A 20,959-nucleotide genomic window follows, 5' to 3' on the forward strand; every position below is an offset into this window, starting at 1 on the left:
AGAATATAATGGTTTGATGTCCGGGCTTTTCTATTTAGCCTCGCGATAAGGAACCTGAATATCCAGCTTTCCCTTCCAGGATTTTGGCACTTTTTTACCTAGCTCCCAATGAATTGCGTTAATTACAAGTCTTTGAAATGACTCAATCCGAAAATCTTCCGGATGCCCCATTGTTGTCATGAAAACTTTCCCTCCAAAGGAATTTGTACCTGTCCAGGCAACGGGATTTTCGATTGCAGATTTGTCCGGATCAACCGATTTACCCATAAGTAGCCAGGTAGATCCTTTCGTAGGATAATCAGGAAGTACGCGATACAGCCACGAACGCACATGAAAGGACGGATCAACACCTGTTAGAATCGGATTTTTCGCCTGCTCCGGAATAACGGTTACATCTGTACTGCTTTTATGACCATAATGGGTATGAGCCGCTTTTCCGCCCCAGCCCGGAGGTGAGTTTAGTGCAAACTCTCCAAATGCATTCCATTTCTCGCTTTCATGGCCTTTTGGAAAATTAAAAGCGTGCGTTGTAGTCCTGAAACCCATTACCGGCTTTCCGGTTTTAAGATAATCTTCTATAAAAGCAAGCTGGTCTTTTGGAAGTTGCCGCCAGCGCAGGTAAAAAACAGCGAGGTCAGCCTCCTTCAATATTTCCAGTCCGGGGATATTTTTCTCCGAGTTGTGATCCGGATTTGCCTTTAAAACTTTCGTACGCATTCCGTAAGTTCTTTCAAGTTCTGCTGCGATGATGGGGAGTGTCTCTTCTCCGCTATATTCGTGATCACCTGTTACAAATACAACAAGCGGCTTTTTCGACTTTGCCGTCTGGGCAAATGAAAGCGTTGAAACTGCCAGGATACATAAAATTGCGATACACAAAGTAAACGTTTGCAGGAAATGTTTACCGGCAGGAAAGAATACGTTCATTAAAATGGGTTTAGAATGGATTAAAGGAATGTATTTAAATGAAAGCTTTTATCCCGTTAATCTACCAATGAGAAATTAAATTTTCCGCTCATTGCAGCAGGATGTTAAACACAAGACTAAATAATTATGTTTATCCCTTACTTTTATAAAAAGTCGGCAATAAAAATGTGACGGCCAACATAGAGCCCGTGAACCAAATTATCTCAAAAATTTAATCCCAAAAGTAATCTGCGCACGGGAGAGATCTTCGAAGTTTTCTCTCGCCAGGTTTACCGTCTCTGTTCGCCCCTTATAATCCCTTTGTAGTTTATAGGCACTGCTGATAAAGCAGGAACCTGCCAGACTCAGTGCAATGCTTTTGCTGATGCGTCGGTCAACGCCTAGGCTCACACCCCAGCCCATGGTTTGGGCATCTAACTTGTAATCCTGACCTATGTGTCTGGCTGCGTTTTTGTAGGGCTGATATCCTGCCCAGAATGCAGTTTGAAGAATGGTTTTGTTATCGACAATGTTCATTCGGTAAGCAACGGACGCGCCGAAAAACTGAATGGCAATGTCATCTCTGGTACGAATATCCCGCTCGGCTTTACTTTTATAAATATCATATTTAACACCAAATCCTACTTGGTTCCAGGGAAAATAAAACATTTCTGCTCCAACTGAATAACCTGACTTTATCTCGTCAGTATATCTGAGTTCATAGGGTGTTGCACCAATTTTTGAGCGAAAAAGCCGGTAGGAATAACCGCCATTGATACCGAACTGCCATCGGTGTTGTATTGAGTTCAAGGAATCCGGAGCAAGAGAGGTTTCCGGATCACTCGCTTTGATCAGAATTTCAACAGTATTTTCAGTTGTGAGGGAATCGGTTATTAACGGCTCAAATTCCGGATCGCCGGCCAGGACTTTTAAAGAAGCTGTTGCCAGGAAATATCCCGGAACGACTGATTTTATTTTTTCTCTGGTTATTTCTCTGACCGTATTGAGATTGTACTTGATATAGGAATAATGAATACTGGTCTCAGTCTGTTTTACAATTTTACAGGAAATAGAATCCCCTACATTTGTTACGATCAAATCCTGTGAAAAAGAATTATTGCAGATAAAACAAACCAACAAAAAGGTAAAGGAAAAGTATTTTCTCATTTAAATTGGTAACTACTAGCCAGGTTCGAATGGTGTGTTGCAGGCGAGCTACTTGGTATTGTGAGAACAACCGCGCACAAGTGAAATGCAAATATACGTTTAATAAGAATAGCCCGGAACAAGATTGAGGTGAGATATAACCGGCAGGCGATTGATTTTACTTAATTTTCAACAGCCGAAAAACAGCTAAAACGTATTTTGGAAAAATTGTTTATCCATCCTGAATTTACGAAAAAAAATCGGGATGGCTTAGATTGCCACCCCGATTCTCAAAAGATCAAAAGGTTTAATCTCAAAAGTTTGCAGCTTTGCCTGTATCCCACCATAGGCGGGTTGCAATATCGTCCTTCGCACCTGTACCCATTTTGGTAACTGCATCCGCAACGGCAGCAGTATTGCTCGTTCTCTCTGCATTTACAAATGGCATTCTCTTGATCGATTCACCAGCAGGAATTATCCCCCAGTTGGCATTACTATCGTTCTTAGCCGCAGATGGAATTTTCGGGTAACCTGTCCTTCTGAAATCCACCCAGGATTCAAGCGTATTGGTAAAGTTATTCAGGTATTTCTGTGTAATAATCTTTTCCAGTTTCAATTCCAGCGGATCGGCCTCGTTCCATGCAACGGTAATAGTAGAAATGGCAGTAAAATTATTACGCGCGTCAATCGGATCCACATAATTAATTGGCTTACTCGTTTTGTCGGCAAGATAAGCATCTACGCCACCTGCACCCCAATCTGCAAAAGACAGCTTGACACCCGTTTCGTAGTTCGTTTTTGGATCACCCGCTCCAACCCAGCCTCTAAGCCCGGCTTCAGCCTTAAGAAAAGCCACTTCCGCCGCAGTAAAATTTCTTCTGCTTGTTACAGTTTTGAAATCCTCGCTCACTTTGGAAAAAGGTACGTGATCGGCTTTTGCCTTAATGTAAGCACCATTCCTTATTCCTTTGTAAGGCATGGTGGGATGATCCGCATATAAAGCAGCATTGGTAACAGGCGCATAATATTTGGAAATCCGCCCGTCGTTTAAGCCGATCATAAAAGATTCCATTGGAGCACCCATTCTTGTATCGTCCCATTCATAAGAAATCTGACCAACCGGCATGATAACTCCATTCAGAGAATTGGTAAAATTGTCGGTATTGACAGATATCAATCCGGCAGGATCACTCAATGCCTTTTCTCCCTGGATTTTTGCCTGAGCCGGATCCACTTTTGACAAGCGCATAGCCAGTCTAAGACGTAAAGAATTTACCACTTTCTGCCATTGCGGAATACTACCTGCATATTTTGAAGGGTCAAATTTCTTGTATCCGGTATACGTTTTGTTCGCGTTAAAATCAGTCTGAATGGAATCCAGCTGCTTAAAAAAGAGCGGATACAAATCGGCCTCTTTATCGTAAAGAATCGAGTTAGCGCTAGAGCCGTATTGGGAATAAATAATCGGCCCATGCACCGCCGTTAACTTAGACATAGCCAAAATACGCACCAACTTTGCCCAGCTTATAAACAAGGGCAACTTGTATTCTGCCGCATCCTGGATCACTTGTTTTGCAGGAGCCATTACGCTTCCATATTCACGCCCCCAAAAAGAATTCCAGGTTATGCTGTATGTGGTATTATTCACATTACCAACAAAATCAGTGGGTGTACCCATGTATCCCAGCCAGTTGTCGGAACATAAATCCTCTTCAATCTGACCACCGTTAAGATTATAGATCATGATCGAGAAAGGAGAACCTACGAGGTTATTGTCTTCCAGGAGCTGCTCTTTGGAAATTTGATTTGGATTCGTGTTTGCATCTATAAAATTGTCGGTACACGCCGCGAACGCAATCAAAGATATCAGTGCGATTATTATTTTTTTCATCTTAATGATTTTAAAATTTTAGAATGTAAACTTCAGGTTTAACCCATAAGATCTTGTAGATGGCAAACCAAACACGTCAGTTGACTGCAAAGCGTTGTTGGTACTCATAGCCTGCTCAGGATCGAAAGGTGCTTTTTTGTAGAAGAAGAATAAATTCCGGCCTACGAAGGAAATGGAAGCATCCTTAAACACAGGATTTGCAGACTTTGTTTTGAAAGTGTAACCTAATACAAACTGTCCTAACCTGACGTTCGTTCTTGAAAACACGTATGGTTCCATGATCTTGTTTCTGTCACCAACAGCGGAATAATAAGTATACGGTTCGATGGAAGTAACAGCTGCGCCATCTGCTCCAACTGCATTGATAGCCATTTTTCCACCGTCTCTCGCTGCCGCAGTCCTTTCACTTACACCGTAAGAATCCAGGAACGCTTCTGTTTTTGAGAAAGCGACACCGCCAAATTTACCGTTAACCAGTACGCTCGCGAAGAAGTTATGAAAATTAAAATTGTTGGTCCATCCCAAAAGGAGTTTAGGATTTACGTTACCCACTTTTGTCTGTGTAGCCTCCCGGGTTGGCACGCCGGCAGCAGACAAAATAATTTGTCCCGCAGCGTTTCGTGCAAAGTGATAAATGTACACGTCATTGAAAGATCCGCCTGCTTTGATAAGCGATGCAAAACCTTCAGTATCGCTGCCTACCTGATAGCCAGGATTAGACGGTATCAGTTCCACAATCTTATTCGTGTTCTGTGAGGCGTTTAGCGAAGTACTCCAGCTGAAATGATCTGTGCGGAAAGGATCGGCATTCAGGGCCAGTTCAAACCCTTCGTTAGTGATTTTTCCGGCATTTATATACTGAACCGTATACCCTGACCCCGAAGCGGCAGGCAGTGAAAGGAATTGATTGGTACTTACACCGTTATAATAGGTAAAGTCAAGTCCCAGACGTCCCTTAAAAAACTTAGCCTCAAGACCATACTCATTGGCCACGATTTTCTCAGGCTTAAGATTGGTAAAGGGTACCTGTGTTGGTTTATTGATACCACCTATACCATCCGGAGTACCGGCACCACCAATTGTAGCCAATGGTTGAACTACGTTATAGGGTACTTCATTCGCAGTCTGTGAGAACGATGCTCTTAATTTCAGGAACGAAATAGCCTGAGGCAAATTAAACATCTCGCTGATTACAGCAGATCCCCCGATAGAAGGGTAAAAGTATGATTGGTTGCCGGATAGAGCCAGGGTAGAAGCCCAGTCGTTACGTCCCGCCACATCCAAAAACAGGAAGTCCTTGAACCCAAGCGACAAGTTGGCAAATGCGCCTTGCTTGATGGTGTTACTGTAACGTCCATCGCTACTGAAAATCACATTGAAAGGCATATTTGCAAATGTGAATACGTTGGGATACTGCAGTGCGGTGGTACCGTTGTTAACAACTATTCCATCATAGTATTTGTTTTTCTGATAACTCAGACCAGCAAGTGCGTTTAAACTAAATTCACCTAAGGTCTTATTGTAGCTTAGTATCCCATCTGCATAAATCGACTGATCCGTGTATTTTGAATACTCCCATTTCCCGTTAGGACTGACACTTACAGAGTTTCCGGCTGCAGCGTAACGTTTGTCATCCAAAACGTTGTTGTAATCCATGTTTGCCCTCACATCAAATTTAAGACCCTCTGCGATATCATAAGAGAGTTTCACATTGGCGATAAGTCTTTTGTATGTCTGCAGTTTCGGATTTTTGTTAATTTCCCAGTATGGATTGTTTTGTTTTTCTTCCGTCGAATACCAGTTCATTTTATACAAATTCCTTTCCGGATTGAAAACTGAGTAATTTTCTTTGTAGCTATTGAAGTCGCGGTCTCTTGCAAATAAATAAAGACCGGTCAAAGGGTTGTTATAATAACCAGCACCCGGGCGGTTCTTCGATACTTCGGAGGATAAGATCACACCGGAGCTTAACGTAATCTTGTCATTCAGCAATTTGGTGCTTTGTCTGAACGAAAAGTTATTTTTACGATAGGTATTTGTTGGCAATACACCCTTCGAAGAAATATTCGCATAAGAAAAATAAACACTGGTTTTGTCATTCCCACCTGTAATTGACACGCCATTGGTAGCAGTTACGCCAGTCTGAAAGAAATCTTTAATGTAATCTTTTTGGTAGTTGTCTGACTTCACAACCGCCGTTCCAACAGGTGTCCAGCTATAGTCACCACCCACTGTTCCATAACGGAACTGAAAATCAGGGAGGCCAGAAACTTGTTCCAAAACCGTACTGGAATTGAAGTCAACAGATACTTTGCCTTCCTTGCCTTTTTTGGTTGTGATCAAAATAACACCATTGGCACCCTGACTACCGTAAAGAATAGAAGCATTTGCGCCTCTCAGTATACTGATACTTTCGATGTCAGCAGGGTTAATGGCAGAAAGTCCATCTCCACCATCCGTACCACCATAAGAACCCGGCTGCCCGCCCTTGTTATTTGCCATGGGAATACCATCGATCACATAAAGGGCCTCACTCGAACCTTGTAACGATTTGTTTCCTCTGAGCACAGCCCTGGTAGAACCACCGGCACCCGAACTACTTACCTTAATATCAATACCTGCGGCTTTACCATTAAGGGCATCAACGAAGTTGGTGTTGGCCGCCCGGCGCAATTCCGTTCCATCGATTTGCTGCGTTGCAAAGGTCAGGGACTTTTTATCTCTCTGAATACCAAGGGCAGTAACTACTACTTCTCCCAACTGATTCGCATCTTCAACCAGCACAATATCAATGGTCTTTTGACTACCAACCGGCACCTCTTTGCTTACGAATCCAATTGAGGAAACAACCAACACGGCGCTGGCATCCGGTACAGTAATACTAAACGCACCATCGACAGAAGTACTCGTTCCAATACTTGATCCCTTTAGCAGAATATTGGCCCCCGGTATCGGATCTCCTTTTCCATCTTTTACGGTACCTGTGATCTGCTCAGCAAGGTCGCGAGACCTTGGCTGTTCTTTTCTAGAGCGGGTCTTTTCCGTTTTGCCCAAATCAGCAGCAAATAAAGGCGTGACCATGCAATTTACGGCAAAAAAAACAGACAAAATCCCTCTACCTCGGAACCCCATCCCGGGTAGCGCGACACGTAATTTTTCCTTCATAGTTTAAAAATTAAGTTAGGTTTGTTATTAAAATTTGGTACGCAATTCAACTGTAAAAAATCAAGGTCCGGTGCCATCTCTGTCAGCTGGCTAATGCAAAAAATGAGTATAAACCATCTTATCTGACACTGTTAGGAGTGACAAAGACACACTGTCTGGAAAATTTTCAGGGGCTAATAGAGCAAAAAAGATTCTTCGCTAATTATATAGCGAAGAAGCCTTTCTCATGCATTTTATTCGAAAAACCTATCCGAAAAAACCGGAAACTAGAGTATAGAACAGGAGAAGTTTTAATAAAATAATCAATCGGTCTGGTTACCAATTCTGTATTCATAAATGTCAGATATAGCGTATTTTTTGGAAATTTAATTTTTTTTAAAATATCGTCCTAACATTTGAACAACTTTATAAAATAAAAATATTATTCTGCCTGATCTAATAAACACAATCCATAAAACTATTAATTAAGCACAAAACAAAATTAAAATTGGATTAAAGTCACCAGTTGTTGATTTAAAGAAGCAGTTTTTGATAGGGTAACGCTATACGCCTGGATGAGATGCAAAGATTCGTTTCAGCTGATGTTGCAAACGATACGGACAAATAAAAGTTTAGAAGTAAAACCCAGAAAATTGCAATAGCTAAGTCTTACTTTCAATAAGAAGAAACGAGATTTGTTGCCAAATTTGAACACGACTTAGCAAGAGACAACTAGAAATGTCCTCAACAGAATCAGAATAACAAGGTCATTTACTCATACTTCCTCCAAACTCCCAATATTGCGCCTGTAATTGCAAAGACGATAACACGTACCCCGCCATCAATCAGAGATAAAAGCAACGAGCGCATGGAAAACAAATCTTTGACAATGATTTCAAAAAATACAAAAACACTACCAAAAAGCATTCCGGTTAAAAAACCGGCAATGATTGATTTGACTGGTATTTTTGTAAAAATCCAGGCAACGGTATAGGCAGAAAATGCGGAGGAGACAATACTCGCCAGATAAGGAACAGGGCTGTTAGCCGTCTTGATCTGTTCCATGGTAAAGCCGTTTAGAGCCATCCAGGATTCAGAAAATGCCCAGTACCAAAGGGCAGGAATAACTTGGGAAATAACCACACAAACAAGCACGGCCCAAAGATTGACAGATTGTTTTCTCATATTATAGAGTGTTATTCAGTCATCAAAAGGAACTACCAGATTCAAATATAAGAGGTTTGGGCGTTAATCTACCTGGAAGGCCTGACAAATTCTATGTTTCGTTTTAATCCTTCATACTTGGTTCGTTTTAAAGGAGACTTCCTGAAAACCTCCCGAAAAACCTCTTCCGTAATTTCTTCCCAATCGTTTGAGGTGAACTCTGCCAGACCCGGCTGCAGAGAAAATTCGGGTGTTTTATTTGGTTTAGAAAACCGGTTCCAGGGACACACATCCTGACAAACATCGCATCCAAATATCCAGTTGTCAAATTTTCCCCGAACGTCAGCCGGAATCGCTTCTTTTAATTCGATGGTGTAATAACTGATACATTTGCTGCCATCCACAACATAGGCTTCGGTAATTGCATCCGTCGGACAGGCGTCCATACATCTCGTACAGGTCCCGCAAAAATCTCCTGTTGCCCCGTCGTATTCCAGATCCAGATCACAGATAATTTCTCCGATAAAAAAGAAACTACCCATATCGCGGTTGAGCAAATTGGAATGTTTTCCGACCCAGCCCAACCCACTTTTTGCCGCCCAGACTTTATCCATAACGGGAGCCGAATCTACAAAAATCCGCGCATCGACTTCACCGATTTCTTCCCGGATAGCTGACAGCAGATTACCCAGCTTTTCTTTCAGGACGTAATGATAATCGTTACCGTAAGCATATTTCGAAATCTTCAGATCTTCCTTTTCTTCGGGAAGTTTTTGTTCAGGATAATAATTTAACAAAACTGAAATAACACTTTTGGCACCATCAACCAGTTTGCGTGGATCTAAACGCTTGTCGAAATGGTTAGCCATATAGGCCATTGAACCATTGTGGTTTTTGTTCAGCCAGTTTTCCAGCCTTGGTGCTTCCGTTTCCAGAAATCCGGCTTTGGAAATTCCGCAAAAGTCAAAACCGTTTTCAAGCGCTTTCGACTTTATAAATTTGCTTCTTTCCTGTAAAACCAGATCTGATGTCGTCATGCGGCAAAGTTACAAATAGATCCAAAAAATGTCATCTTGTCAGTATTTTGCTTCTGGCAAAGTAATTTAGTAGTTTCAAAACGTTACAAAAGTCATAAAATTACCCAGATATTATGCCGAAAGATACAGAGTCCAACATAGATCAAGACATAACAAACGAAATGAACGGGGAGAATACGATTCCTGAAGAGGAAAACTTCACAAGCGAAGAGTCGGCGAATGCAGTACCTATGGATAATGCAGGCCAGGAGATTTCAGATGACGCGCAGGCGGTTCACGAAAAAGATCCTTTGGAATCGGCAAAACAGGAAATAGCCGAGCTCAAAGATAAATATCTGAGACTTTATGCAGATTTTGAAAACTTCCGCAGACGTACTTCAAAAGAAAAACTTGAATTGCTTTCGACGGCTGGTGCCGACATGGTAAAACAAATTTTGCCGGTTGTGGATGACTTCGAACGTGCGAAAGTGTCATTTGACTCATCTACCGACATTGTGGCACTAAAAGAAGGCGTTGATTTAATCTACACCAAACTTTTTAAAACACTTGAGGCAAAGGGTCTAAAGCCGATGCAGTCGAAGGGTGAAACCTTTGATGTTGAAATCCATGAATCAATCGCACAGTTTCCTGCTCCTTCCGAAGATCTGAAGGGAAAGGTAATTGATGAAATAGAAAAAGGATATTACCTGAACGACAAAGTAATACGCTACGCGAAAGTCATCGTTGGTGCATAATAATTATTAAAGTAATGTATGATGTGTAATAGCCAAAGGCATCGGACATTGATTTTTATCAAATCAGCTGGTAGGCCAAAGGTAACCCGCGTTATACATTCGAAATTAAAAAATGGCTAAGAAAAGAGATTATTACGAAGTACTTGGTGTAGAGCGAACGGCTCCTGCTGACGAAATCAAAAAAGCCTATCGCAAGCTGGCTATCAAATTCCACCCGGATAAAAACCCGGACGATCCTACTGCGGAGGATAAATTTAAAGAAGCAGCGGAAGCATACAGCATTCTGAGTGACGAAAATAAAAAAGCACGTTACGATCAGTACGGACATGCCGGTGTTGGTGGTCCGGGCGGCGGCGGCGGTGCAGGATATGGTGCAGGAGGATTTTCGATGGACGATATTTTCTCTCAGTTTGGCGATATATTCGGTGACAGCAGCCCATTTGGTGACATGTTTGGCCGCGCCGGTGGTGGCGGTGGCCGCAGGGTTCGTAAAGGTTCGGATCTTCGTATCAAACTTAAACTAAACCTGGAAGAAGTTGCCAACGGTGTTGAGAAAAAAATCAAGGTTAAACGCCACGTTAGCTGTAATACCTGCGGTGGTAACGGTGCTAAAAATGGCACTTCGCTTACCAACTGCGGAAGCTGTAACGGAACAGGTCAGGTTCGCAAAGTAGTAAGTACGATGCTTGGCCAGATGGTTTCAACAAGTACCTGCCCAACCTGTAACGGTGACGGCAAAATCATCAGTGAGCGTTGTGATGCCTGTGCAGGAGAAGGACGTTTATTACAGGATGATCTGATCACACTTAACATTCCGGGCGGTGTGGCTGAAGGCATGCAGCTTTCAATGTCCGGCAAAGGAAATGTTCCTTCAAGAGGGGGAGTAGCCGGAGATCTTTTGATTGTAATCGAAGAAGAAGAAGATGCGCAGCTGAAACGCGATGGAAACAATGTTGTGTTTGACATGCACCTGAGCTTTATCGATGCAGCCTTGGGAACATCAACTGAAATCCCGACAATAGATGGCAAGGCCCGAATTAACGTGGAAGCGGGAACGCAGGCCGGAAAAATTCTTCGTTTGAAAGGAAAAGGAATTAAAGATCTGAATGGTTATGGAAAAGGTGATCAATTGGTTCACATCAATGTCTGGACACCGCAGCAATTGTCTACCGACGAACGTGAGACTCTTGAAGCTCTCCGCCATTCACCAAATTTCCAGCCAAAACCAGGCAAAAACGAAAAAGGTTTTTTTGATAAAATGAAAGATTTTTTTCATTAACGGATAGAGTCCATTATATGTTTTTTGAGCTGTCACCTTTGTGGCAGCTCTTTTTTGTTAATATCCTGCTAACTTAACATTCTTTATATTCGCAGACCAAAGAATCAAAGACAATCACTTTTATGAAACCATTACTCCTGCTCCTGATTATGTTCTCCTCAGGTTTTTTAAACGCTCAATCTGCCAAAACACCCGAGCTGACTTTCGCTACATACAATGTGAGTATGGAAGCCGAAAACTATGTTCCGAGAGGAACAAAAGGAAATTCGGAACAGGTGTTGGTGAAAGAACTCGCATCGGGAACAAACACACAGATTAAAAACATAGCTGCAATTATCCAGACTGTCAGGCCTGATGTAATCCTGCTTAATGAGTTTGACTATATCAAAGATCCGGAACAGGGAGCAAAAGCTTTTATTCAAAATTATTTGATGAAAGATCAGTCCGGCACAAAGGCGATCAGTTACCCTTATTTCTATTATTCCACCGTAAACACAGGTCAGCCCTCACCTTTTGATCTGAATAATGATGGAAAATTTGACAAACTGGGTAACGATGCCTGGGGTTTTGGTAATTATCCGGGACAGTATGGAATGGTGCTGTTGTCAAGATATCCGATTGATACTAAAAACATCAGAACCTTTCAGAACTTCAAATGGAAAGATATGCCGGGTGCTCAGAAAACAACCAAAGCTGATGGAAGTGACTGGTATACGCCGGAAGCCTGGGCGCAGTTTCCTTTATCATCCAAATCCCACTGGGACGTACCCGTACAGGTTGGCAATAAAACCATTCATGTACTGGTAAGCCATCCTACCCCACCCACATTCGACGGAGCCGAAGACCGTAACGGAAAAAGGAATTTTGACGAAATCCGTTTCTGGCGTGACTATATTTCTGACCAGACCGCATTTTACATTTATGATGATAAAGGCAAAAAGGGAGGTTTGGCAAGCAATACGTCTTTCGTAATTATGGGAGATCAAAATGCTTCTCCGGACGAAGGAAATGCAATTACTGATGGCATACGATCCTTACTTGCACATCCAAAAATCAACAATGACACACCTCCTGCAAGCAAAGGCGGCGCTCAGCATAGTCCGGATAATGCTTTTGCAAAAAACCATACTGCTTTCTGGCGTATGCGTGCGGATTATGTACTTCCGTCAAAAACAGGATTTAAAGTTCTTGACAGCGGCGTTTTCTGGCCGGCAAAGGGCGAAGTTATGTCAGACCTCGTAGAAAAAAGAGAATCCAGCTCGGATCACCGTTTGGTTTGGGTGAAGGTCAGAATTGAGTGATGAGAAAGGAAGAACTGATATTAACTTAACCCCAGGTTGAGCCTGGGGCTATAAAGCAGTGATCGATATTGGTTTTGGCCAAAGTTGGTTGAGAATGTTCTTCAAGTCGCCCCGGCAATTTCTTATTTAAGAGCAGTAAAAAGCGGAGATCGCCTCACAGCAATCTCCGCTTTTTACTAATAGCTTATTCACAAAACCTATTGTCCGCTATACATGTTAAAAGCAGTCAGGTGTTTCTGGAAGATTACTTCATATTTTTTGGCAGCAGCTTCCTGCTTCGCTTCACGGCATTCCTGAACGATTGTTTGCAAAATGTAAAGATACAAATTGCTGTCACGACGCTTGGTTGTGCCGTTGTCCTTTGCCCAGGTCAAAACTTCATCAGCACGGGTGGCCATTGTTTCAGCTATATCCAGCGCCTTTTTGTTTTCCCCAAGATCAAAAAGAATACCTATGAAATTTGCAGAGAAGTTATCATAAGGAATACTCTTATCCGGCATGGTTGAAAGCGACTTTTCGATGGCTTTCTTCGCTTCTTCCTTGCGGCCATCTGCGATCAGCTGTCCGGCAAGACGAATGAACGCGATACGTGCTGTTGCTACCGGAGAACCGAGATACGTATTGTCATAATATGTTTTCGGATTATCAAGCTCGCGCCAGAACATCTTGGTCATCAGATTATTATACATCACATCCGAGTTCACATAACCGTCCTGAGCACCTGGCACACGTACCGGAAGCAGGCGATAAGCATAACCTTCCAGCTGCATGTATTCTTTCAAATTCAGGTAACTTGATCCGCCCAAAGTGGAAGAGAAATAAATAGGACGTTTCCAGTCATTGGTAGAAATAATATCCAGCATGATCAGATCCGATTTGTAAAGATCTCCTTTACCAATTGTCCAGCTGATCGAATCGCTCACAAAAGGAACCAGATCGCTTTTGATGATACCCATTTTCTTAACAGCCTCTGCATCCACCGGCAGGAACAAAACAGACGATGGCAGAATGGATGTCATGTCACCACTTGTCAGCGGCACCTGAATCGCTTTGTTTTCTGTTTTGACAAGACCCAGATATTCTTTCAGGTTAATACCGCCTTTAACACTTGGTATTTCATAAAACGGAACGATATCGTTTTTACCAAAAGCATAGTTGCTTTTTTCCAGCGAGATCGGGAGCGCTTCCGAAAGGTAAGTCTTGCGTTTCATCTGATCGATGTACCAGTCCGTTCCAAGCAAGCTCAGGTTACAAACACGAACATCCGTCCGAAAACCCTCCACTTCCTGCACATACCATAAGGGGAATGTATCGTTATCACCTCCGGTAAACAGGATCGCGTTCGGGGCACAGGAGTTTAATAGATTTTTTGCAAAATCAACTGAATGGTATCTGTTGTCACGGTTGTGATTGTTCCAGCCTTTTGCACCCATAATAACCGGTACAACCAGACAGATCGCCGTTGCCACACCGGCACGGGTAGATGCATTTTTCACAAATTTACTGATCCCGTCAGCCACGGCGATCACACCGAAACCTATCCAGATACAGAAAATATAGAACGATCCGACATAAATATAATCACGCTCCCGGGGTTCCGTTGGCGGAGAGTTCAGGTAAACAACGAGTGCCACACCGGTTAAAACAAATAATAAACCAAGAACCAGTAAATCTCTTTTTTGCCTGAAATAAGCGACAACAAGACCAAGCAAACCAAGTATAAACGGAAGCATGAAATAATTATCATGCGCTTTGTTATTCTCAATCGGAGACGGATATTTCTTTAACGCATCCCAGGGAAGCAAGTTGCCGGCCCCTTCCTCGTCACTTTCCCGGCCTACAAAATTCCATAGAAAATAGCGCCAGTACATATGTCCGATCTGGTAGGAGAACATAAAGGAAAGGTTGTTACCCATCGTTGGTTTTTGCCCTTCTGCCAATCCGGTCATCTGCTGATAAAGCTGCGGGTGCCCCGACTGCGTACTGTACATACGAGGCAGAAGCATGCTACTCCCCGGTTCATATTCGTATTCCGGACGATAGTCATATACCACATATTTCCCATCCTGTTTGCGGTACATCGGAGCGCCGCGTTTCTGGCTTACCGGGCGTGACACAAAAGAGGGCCCGTAAAGTAACGGACGACTTCCGTACTGTTCCCTTTTCAGGTAAGAAACAAAGCTTAATACATCATTCGGGTTGTTTTCATTGATCGGCGGATTGTATTCTGCACGAACCAAAACCATTAAATAACTTGCGTAACCAACCAATACAAATGCAAGCGACAGTAAACCTGTATTTAACAATACTTTGCCTTTTTGCTGCGAATAACGGATACCCCAGATCAGTGCACCAATAAACAATATGATAAAGAATATAACACCTGATTTAAAAGGAAGACCAAGTGAATTCACAAAGAAGATCTCAAACTTTCCGGCAACACTAGGAAGTCCGGGAATAATCGCTGAGTTTATAATTGCCAAAATTACTAACCCGCCAACAAAAGCAAGAATACCACCGAAAACGCTCGGTTTATCAAATTTCTTAAAATAGTAAACCAATGCAAGCGCCGGAATAGTTACCAGGTTAAGCAAATGGACACCGATGGAAATACCAACCAAATAGGCAATAAAGATAAGGTAACGGTTTTCGTCAGCAGGATTTTCAATTCGTTCCCATTTGAAAACAGCCCAGATAACGATGGCGGTAAAGAATGATGACATCCCGTAAACTTCCGCTTCCACAGCTGAAAACCAGAATGAATCAGACCAGGTATAAGCCATTGCACCAACAGCACCGGCTCCAACCAGCAAAATGATATCACCAGACGTTAAGTCTTCATCCCGTTTGCCGATCAGTTTTCTGGCAAGTAAAGTAATTGTCCAGAAAAGGAAAAGGATTGTAAAGGCACTGCTCAGAACAGAAACCATGTTCACCCAGTAGGCAACATTAGTTAGGTCACCAAAAGCAAGCAGTGAAAAGATACGCCCGATTAAAAGAAAAAACGGTGCACCCGGAGGGTGAGGTACCTGTAATTTAAATGCACAGGCAATAAATTCGCCGCAATCCCAAAAGCTAGCCGTCCTTTCGACTGTAAGCGTGTATGTGATGAGTGCAATGGCGAAGACAATCCAACCCGTAAGGTTGTTGGCTCGATTGAAACGGGTCATTAGTTAGTATATAAAATGTAAAATTTGAATTGCAAATGAACATGAACCAACACGTTCTAATGGCAGTGTTTTCAATGATCGGGTCAAAATTAGCAAAATAACCTCAACGGCAAGGGTTAGCAGGTCTTAAAAAGTGTTAACCGGGGAAAGAAGTTGGAATGAAGAGTAGTTTTGGAGCGGCTGTGAAGTTAAGAAATCAGGAGTTAAGGAGGAAATTGCTAAACCTGGAATTATTCACTGGTACGGAGAAAGGGAGAACGGCGGAGGCGATCAATTCAAAAGGGAGTTAAGAATCGCAACGCTGCCAATTCTTAACTCCCCGCTAACTCCGTAACTTCTATAACTTCTTACTTATAAAATATCCACTTAGCCAGTTCTTTGTAGCTCACTTTTTTCCCGTACATCAAAATTCCGACGCGATAGATACGGGCAGCCAGCCAGATCGTCCCCATAAAACCCAGTACCAGCAGCACCATCGACAACACAAGTTCCCAGACAGGCACGCCAAAGGGTATTCGCACCATCATAATAATAGGTGAGGTAAATGGAATAATGGACGTCCAGAAAGCCAGACTTCCATCCGGATCACGTAAAACGAATTGGGCAAATACAAATGAAAATATGATTGGTAATGTAATGGGAAGCATAAATTGCTGCGTATCCGCATCATTGTCAACCGCTGCTCCTACTGCCCCAAACAAAGCACTGTAAAGCAGATAACCTCCCAGATAATAGAATAAAAAACATCCCAGAATCAGCGGAATATTAAGACTATTTACTGCACCCAAAACTTCGGAAACCGGATTTTGAACATTACCACCTGGCATTCCGCTGTTCGCCATAGCGCCTCCCGGCATTTTTTTCTGAACATCATCTACCATCGCCTGCTGATTTTTAGGCATTTTGTCACTTAAAACCGTAGTCGCAAGAGAAGTAAGGGAAATGGTCAGGAAAATCCAGAGCACAAATTGTGTAAGACCTACCAGCGCTACACCAATGATTTTACCCATCATAAGCTGATAAGGTTTAACCGAGGAGATAATCACCTCAACAATCCGGTTGGTTTTTTCTTCTGTGATTCCACGCATGACCTGTGTTCCGTAAATGAAAACAGACATATAAATCAAAAAGGCGCAAATTCCGCCGATAACGGTAGCTGCTCCCGAACTGCTGGTTTTTTCTCCTTCTTCGCTCAGACTGATCGTTTCAGACTTTACATTGACTCTGGAATCTTCCAGAATTTTGTGTGTAATCCCCGCTTCTGAAAGTTTTATTTCTTCAATCTGCTTTTCAATTACATCTTCAATACCCGATTTTAATTCCATGCTGACGTTTTTCGCAGCATATATTTTCACACTTTTAGGTTGTTTGATCACGTCACTGGGAATATAAACCAGCGCATTTGCTCCGCTTTTTTCAAACTGTCTTTTAGCAGAATCAATCGGGGACGACAGGTAGGAAAATTTTAACGACTCAGTATCCTTAAATTCATTTTTAAACAAATTGCTTTCATCCACAACCTGAACCGTTTTCAGATCTACCGAACCTACGGCGATCCAGATCACAGCGGCATAAAAAGCAACAAAAAGAAGCGGCCCGAGAATAGTCATAATCAAAAACGACTTCTTTTTGACCCTGACCAGGTATTCCCTTTGAATTACAAGTAATATATTTCGCATTAGTTAGTTGTTTTAATTTTTTAGAACTAATTCCAATCCCACTGCCTTACCCCTCTGCCTATTTTCACGCCTCCGGCACTTCATTCACCGCACGCATAAAAATGTCGCTCATAGAAGGAATGTTTTCTCCGAAAGAACGTATTTCAACCTGGTTGATCATGTCACTTAAAAGCTGGTTCGGGCTCATGCCGGCCGGCAAATGTATGTTTGTCCTGCGGAAACCGTTTTCCAGTTCTTTCAACGGTTCCAGTTGGTAGCGACTTTCGTTAACAATCAGATTCCCTTTGTATTCGACAAAAAACGTATTGGTTTTAAACTGATCCTTTATAACCTGTTTCGGGCCGTCAAGTACTTTTTTTGCACGATGTATCAGCGCAATATTATCACAAAGTTCCTCTACCGTTTCCATGCGGTGCGTCGAAAAAATGATCGTGCTGCCTTTTTGTTTTAATTCAAGAATTTCGTCCCGGATCAGGTTTGCGTTAATAGGGTCAAAACCTGAAAAAGGTTCATCCAGAATGATCAGATCCGGTTCGTGAAGAACAGTTGATACAAACTGCACCTTTTGCTGCATCCCTTTCGAAAGATCTGAAACCGTTTTATCCCACCAGGTTTTGATATCAAATTTCACAAACCAGATTTTCAGCTTGTCCATTGCTTCACTTTTGGACAAACCCTTCAATTGGGCGAGATAAAGCAGCTGTTCGCCGACTTTCATTTTTTTATATAGCCCGCGTTCTTCCGGCAGGTAACCTATTCGGGAAATGTGGCTTTGGTTAAGTGGTTTACCATCAAACAAAATCTGACCTGCGTCAGGACCTGTAATCTGATTGATGATACGGATCAGAGAGGTTTTCCCTGCACCATTGGGCCCTAGTAAACCAAAAATACATCCTTTCGGAATGTCAATACTAACGTCGTCCAGCGCTCTGTGATTTGCGTAGTCTTTGGTAACATGCTGTACTTCAATAATATTCATATCAATAACTTAAAGAGAACTGATGATTGTGAATGAGCGTAATAGATAAAGCGGGGTAATAAGTCTTTGATTCTGAACTCAAATATGCAAAGTATCCAAATGATCGCAAAAAAAGAAGTATAAATGCGAAATGAGGCGGATCAGCGGTATAAAACAAAAAGCGAGCGGATATCCACTCGCTTTCCAAAATGATGTGTTTTTATTTACAGAATGTATTTGCTGCGGATTTGAAACAAAACCCAGAAACCAACGATACCTCCAATGATAACTCCTAATATATTCAACTGGATAAGATTTCCCAGCAGACTAATGAGCAGAGCATAATAGATCAAATTCCATCCGGCTCTTTTACGCGCTCTTAGGGGTGAAAACGCCATCAGATACAAAACCAGTGTGATGATTGAAATCGTGATGCCGATATAAAAGTTAAAGCCGCCTCCGTAAGCAGCAGCTCCGATTCCTATTGCAGCGCCGCCAAGACCAAAGGCTGTAAGCAGGCCTAAAAGTCCGATGATAGACAAAACAAGCAAAACGTACGGACCGTATTGGGCAATGACTTCTTTTACGTTTTCAGGAAATTCAGGAAATTTTTCTAAAAAAATAGGTTCGAGTTCTTTTTCAAGGATTAGCTTGGGTTCCATAAGCAAGTGAGGCAAGTGTTATTGTGAAAAAATATTTCTAAATATAAAGCAATTAAACAGCTTTGTCAGAAAACATTATGGAAACTTACCAACCGGCTCCTGTCTCTAATCTTCCGGATAAGGAACATAAATAAATCCTGAAAAATCGCCAATCAGTGCGAACAGACAGCAATACTCATCCGCGTTTTTGTAATTTTCCTGAAACGCCTCAACGGATTCTTCCCCGATCAGTTTACGATCTACAAATTCCTGCATGTAGGAAGCGCGGTAGCTGTACAGGTTTGCCATTTCTTTCACGTCGATCAGCAAAACGCCAAGATCCACTTCGGTGTAGGAAAGAATAAATATCGGATTATCAGAAAATCCTCTTTTGCGTATCTGATATGAAGCCTCTTTCAACTGATCCGAAACTTTTACAAAATCCTCAGACACTAGCCCCATAATCTTTCTGTTCAACTCAGGTGAGTTGGCATCATCCATCAGGGAATTTTCATTACTATTGTTAATCATTTTTCTAGCTGTTAGCTATTAGCGGTTAGCTTTTAGCTGTGTTTTAATTGGAGAACAAAATTATGAAACCAAATAATTTCGTCCTCAGTATCTTTTACCTCATTCGAGTCAAAGCTAATCGCTACAAGCTATTAGCTATAACCTAATTTACATTCTCGCAGCCAGCAACAGCGTCAGGTCCTTATAACGCATGTTAAAACTTCTTGCAATGTGTGAGTTGGTCAGTGTTCCTTTATGGCAATACACTCCCTTCATAAACCAACGATTGGCATAAATCATTTCTTCGATACCGCCAATTGTTCCTGTTTGTAATAAAAACGGAAGAAAAACATTACTCAAAGCCGTACTTGCGGTATGTGCAACTCGAGACGGAATATTGGGTACGCAGTAATGAATTACATCATTGTATTTAAACGTCGGATCCTTATGTGTCGTCATCCTGGATGTTTCAAAAGAACCGCCCTGGTCGATACTGACATCGATAATCACCGAGCCCGGTTTCATCTGAGAAACCATTTCCTTGGTTACCACCAACGGACTGATTCCGTTTTCAGCACGCATGGTCCCGATCACCACATCGGCCCTGCTGATCGCCTCGCCCAAAGTATCAGAATCAATAATGGAAGTGTAAAGGTTTTGCCCGATGGCATATTTAAGCCTTTGCAAACGATAAATATGTTTATCAAAAACCTTGATATCTGCTCCTACACTGATGGCTGCTCTGGTTGCATATTCCGCAACTGTTCCCGCTCCCAGAATAACGATTTTTGTCGGAGGCACACCGGTGATCCCACCCAGAATAATCCCCCGGCCCCCATTGGGTGTGGATAAATATTCAGCAGCAATAAGCAACACGGTACTTCCGGCAATTTCGCCCATGGCACGTATGATCGGCTTGCCTCCTACTTTATCTTCTATCAATTCGTAACCAATACCCGTTATTTTGGCCTGATTCAGTTTCTCAAAATATTCCTTTTTTAGTGCAGGCAAATTGAGAACGGATATAAGTGTAGTCCCCGGCCTGATGTAGCCAAACTCTTCATCAACAAGCGGTTCAACTTTCAAAATCAAATTCGCTTTATAAACCTCCTCAGGACTTTGTACAATCCGGGCACCGGCCTCGCTGTATTCATGATCCGAAAGATTTGCTCCTTTTCCCGCATTCTGTTCAACCCAGACTTCATGTCCGTTCCTGACAAGAATGCTCACAGCATCCGGCGTGAGGGCAATCCGGTTTTCCTGCAAAGAAACTTCACGGGGCAAACCGATCAGCAGGGAATTCTGGTCTTTGCGAACTGCTAAAAGTGATTCCTGCGGATAGAGTTCCGATTGCTTGGCTAGTTCTTTAAAACCGGGAATATGCGTTTGGGCCATTTTA

15 protein-coding genes are annotated in these 20,959 nt (G+C 42.4%); 3 read left to right on the top strand and 12 right to left on the bottom strand.

Going from position 1 to position 20,959, the window contains the following annotated elements; all coding sequences use genetic code 11:
- Window positions 1-30 precede the first annotated feature (30 nt).
- The 6 genes from E0F88_RS09235 to queG form a co-directional block, all read right to left on the bottom strand.
- Entirely contained in the window at window positions 31-927 is an 897-nt protein-coding gene (locus E0F88_RS09235) for a ThuA domain-containing protein (RefSeq protein ID WP_131957949.1), read from the bottom strand.
- Window positions 928-1,125: 198 nt separating this feature from the next.
- Window positions 1,126-2,073, bottom strand: coding sequence for a hypothetical protein (locus E0F88_RS09240; protein ID WP_131957950.1), 948 nt, complete (start codon window positions 2,071-2,073; stop codon window positions 1,126-1,128).
- Window positions 2,074-2,365: 292 nt separating this feature from the next.
- Window positions 2,366-3,943, bottom strand: coding sequence for a SusD/RagB family nutrient-binding outer membrane lipoprotein (locus tag E0F88_RS09245; RefSeq protein ID WP_131957951.1), 1,578 nt, complete (start codon window positions 3,941-3,943; stop codon window positions 2,366-2,368).
- Between the two features lie 18 nt (window positions 3,944-3,961).
- Window positions 3,962-7,108 (bottom strand): SusC/RagA family TonB-linked outer membrane protein, encoded by a 3,147-nt coding sequence (locus E0F88_RS09250; protein ID WP_229213714.1) that lies wholly within the window; start codon window positions 7,106-7,108, stop codon window positions 3,962-3,964.
- Window positions 7,109-7,858: 750 nt separating this feature from the next.
- Entirely contained in the window at window positions 7,859-8,272 is a 414-nt protein-coding gene (locus E0F88_RS09255; RefSeq protein ID WP_131957952.1) for a DUF1761 domain-containing protein, read from the bottom strand.
- A 68-nt stretch (window positions 8,273-8,340) separates the two neighbouring features.
- Window positions 8,341-9,288, bottom strand: coding sequence for a tRNA epoxyqueuosine(34) reductase QueG (queG, locus tag E0F88_RS09260; protein ID WP_131957953.1), 948 nt, complete (start codon window positions 9,286-9,288; stop codon window positions 8,341-8,343).
- Between the two features lie 113 nt (window positions 9,289-9,401).
- Between queG and E0F88_RS09265 the strand changes: the two genes are divergently transcribed.
- The 3 genes from E0F88_RS09265 (at window position 9,402) to E0F88_RS09275 (ending at window position 12,602) form a co-directional block, all read left to right on the top strand.
- On the top strand, window positions 9,402-10,022 hold the full coding sequence (locus tag E0F88_RS09265; protein WP_131957954.1) for a nucleotide exchange factor GrpE: 621 nt from the start codon (window positions 9,402-9,404) through the stop codon (window positions 10,020-10,022).
- 112 nt (window positions 10,023-10,134) lie between these two features.
- Complete coding sequence (dnaJ, locus tag E0F88_RS09270) at window positions 10,135-11,301, top strand: molecular chaperone DnaJ (protein ID WP_131957955.1); 1,167 nt, start codon at window positions 10,135-10,137, stop codon at window positions 11,299-11,301.
- Between the two features lie 122 nt (window positions 11,302-11,423).
- Entirely contained in the window at window positions 11,424-12,602 is a 1,179-nt protein-coding gene (locus E0F88_RS09275; RefSeq protein ID WP_131957956.1) for an endonuclease/exonuclease/phosphatase family protein, read from the top strand.
- Between the two features lie 197 nt (window positions 12,603-12,799).
- Here E0F88_RS09275 and E0F88_RS09280 read toward each other — a convergent pair whose 3' ends face one another.
- From E0F88_RS09280 to E0F88_RS09305, 6 genes are all read right to left on the bottom strand, one after another.
- Window positions 12,800-15,772, bottom strand: a complete 2,973-nt coding sequence (locus tag E0F88_RS09280) for a glycosyltransferase family 117 protein (RefSeq protein WP_131957957.1) — start codon at window positions 15,770-15,772, stop codon at window positions 12,800-12,802.
- Window positions 15,773-16,119: 347 nt separating this feature from the next.
- Window positions 16,120-17,451 carry an ABC transporter permease gene (locus tag E0F88_RS09285; protein ID WP_131957958.1) on the bottom strand — a complete coding sequence of 444 codons (1,332 nt, stop codon included), beginning with the start codon at window positions 17,449-17,451 and terminating at the stop codon, window positions 16,120-16,122.
- A gap of 64 nt (window positions 17,452-17,515) precedes the next feature.
- On the bottom strand, window positions 17,516-18,430 hold the full coding sequence (locus E0F88_RS09290) for an ABC transporter ATP-binding protein (RefSeq protein WP_131957959.1): 915 nt from the start codon (window positions 18,428-18,430) through the stop codon (window positions 17,516-17,518).
- A 203-nt stretch (window positions 18,431-18,633) separates the two neighbouring features.
- Window positions 18,634-19,071, bottom strand: a complete 438-nt coding sequence (locus E0F88_RS09295; RefSeq protein ID WP_131957960.1) for a hypothetical protein — start codon at window positions 19,069-19,071, stop codon at window positions 18,634-18,636.
- 105 nt (window positions 19,072-19,176) lie between these two features.
- Window positions 19,177-19,581: a hypothetical protein gene (locus E0F88_RS09300; protein WP_131957961.1), complete on the bottom strand. Its 405-nt coding sequence runs from the start codon at window positions 19,579-19,581 to the stop codon at window positions 19,177-19,179.
- A gap of 147 nt (window positions 19,582-19,728) precedes the next feature.
- Entirely contained in the window at window positions 19,729-20,955 is a 1,227-nt protein-coding gene (locus E0F88_RS09305) for an alanine dehydrogenase (RefSeq protein ID WP_229213715.1), read from the bottom strand.
- Between the last annotated feature and the right edge of the window lie 4 nt (window positions 20,956-20,959).

The organism is Dyadobacter psychrotolerans (assembly GCF_004349265.1).
GTDB classification, from domain to species: domain Bacteria; phylum Bacteroidota; class Bacteroidia; order Cytophagales; family Spirosomataceae; genus Dyadobacter; species Dyadobacter psychrotolerans.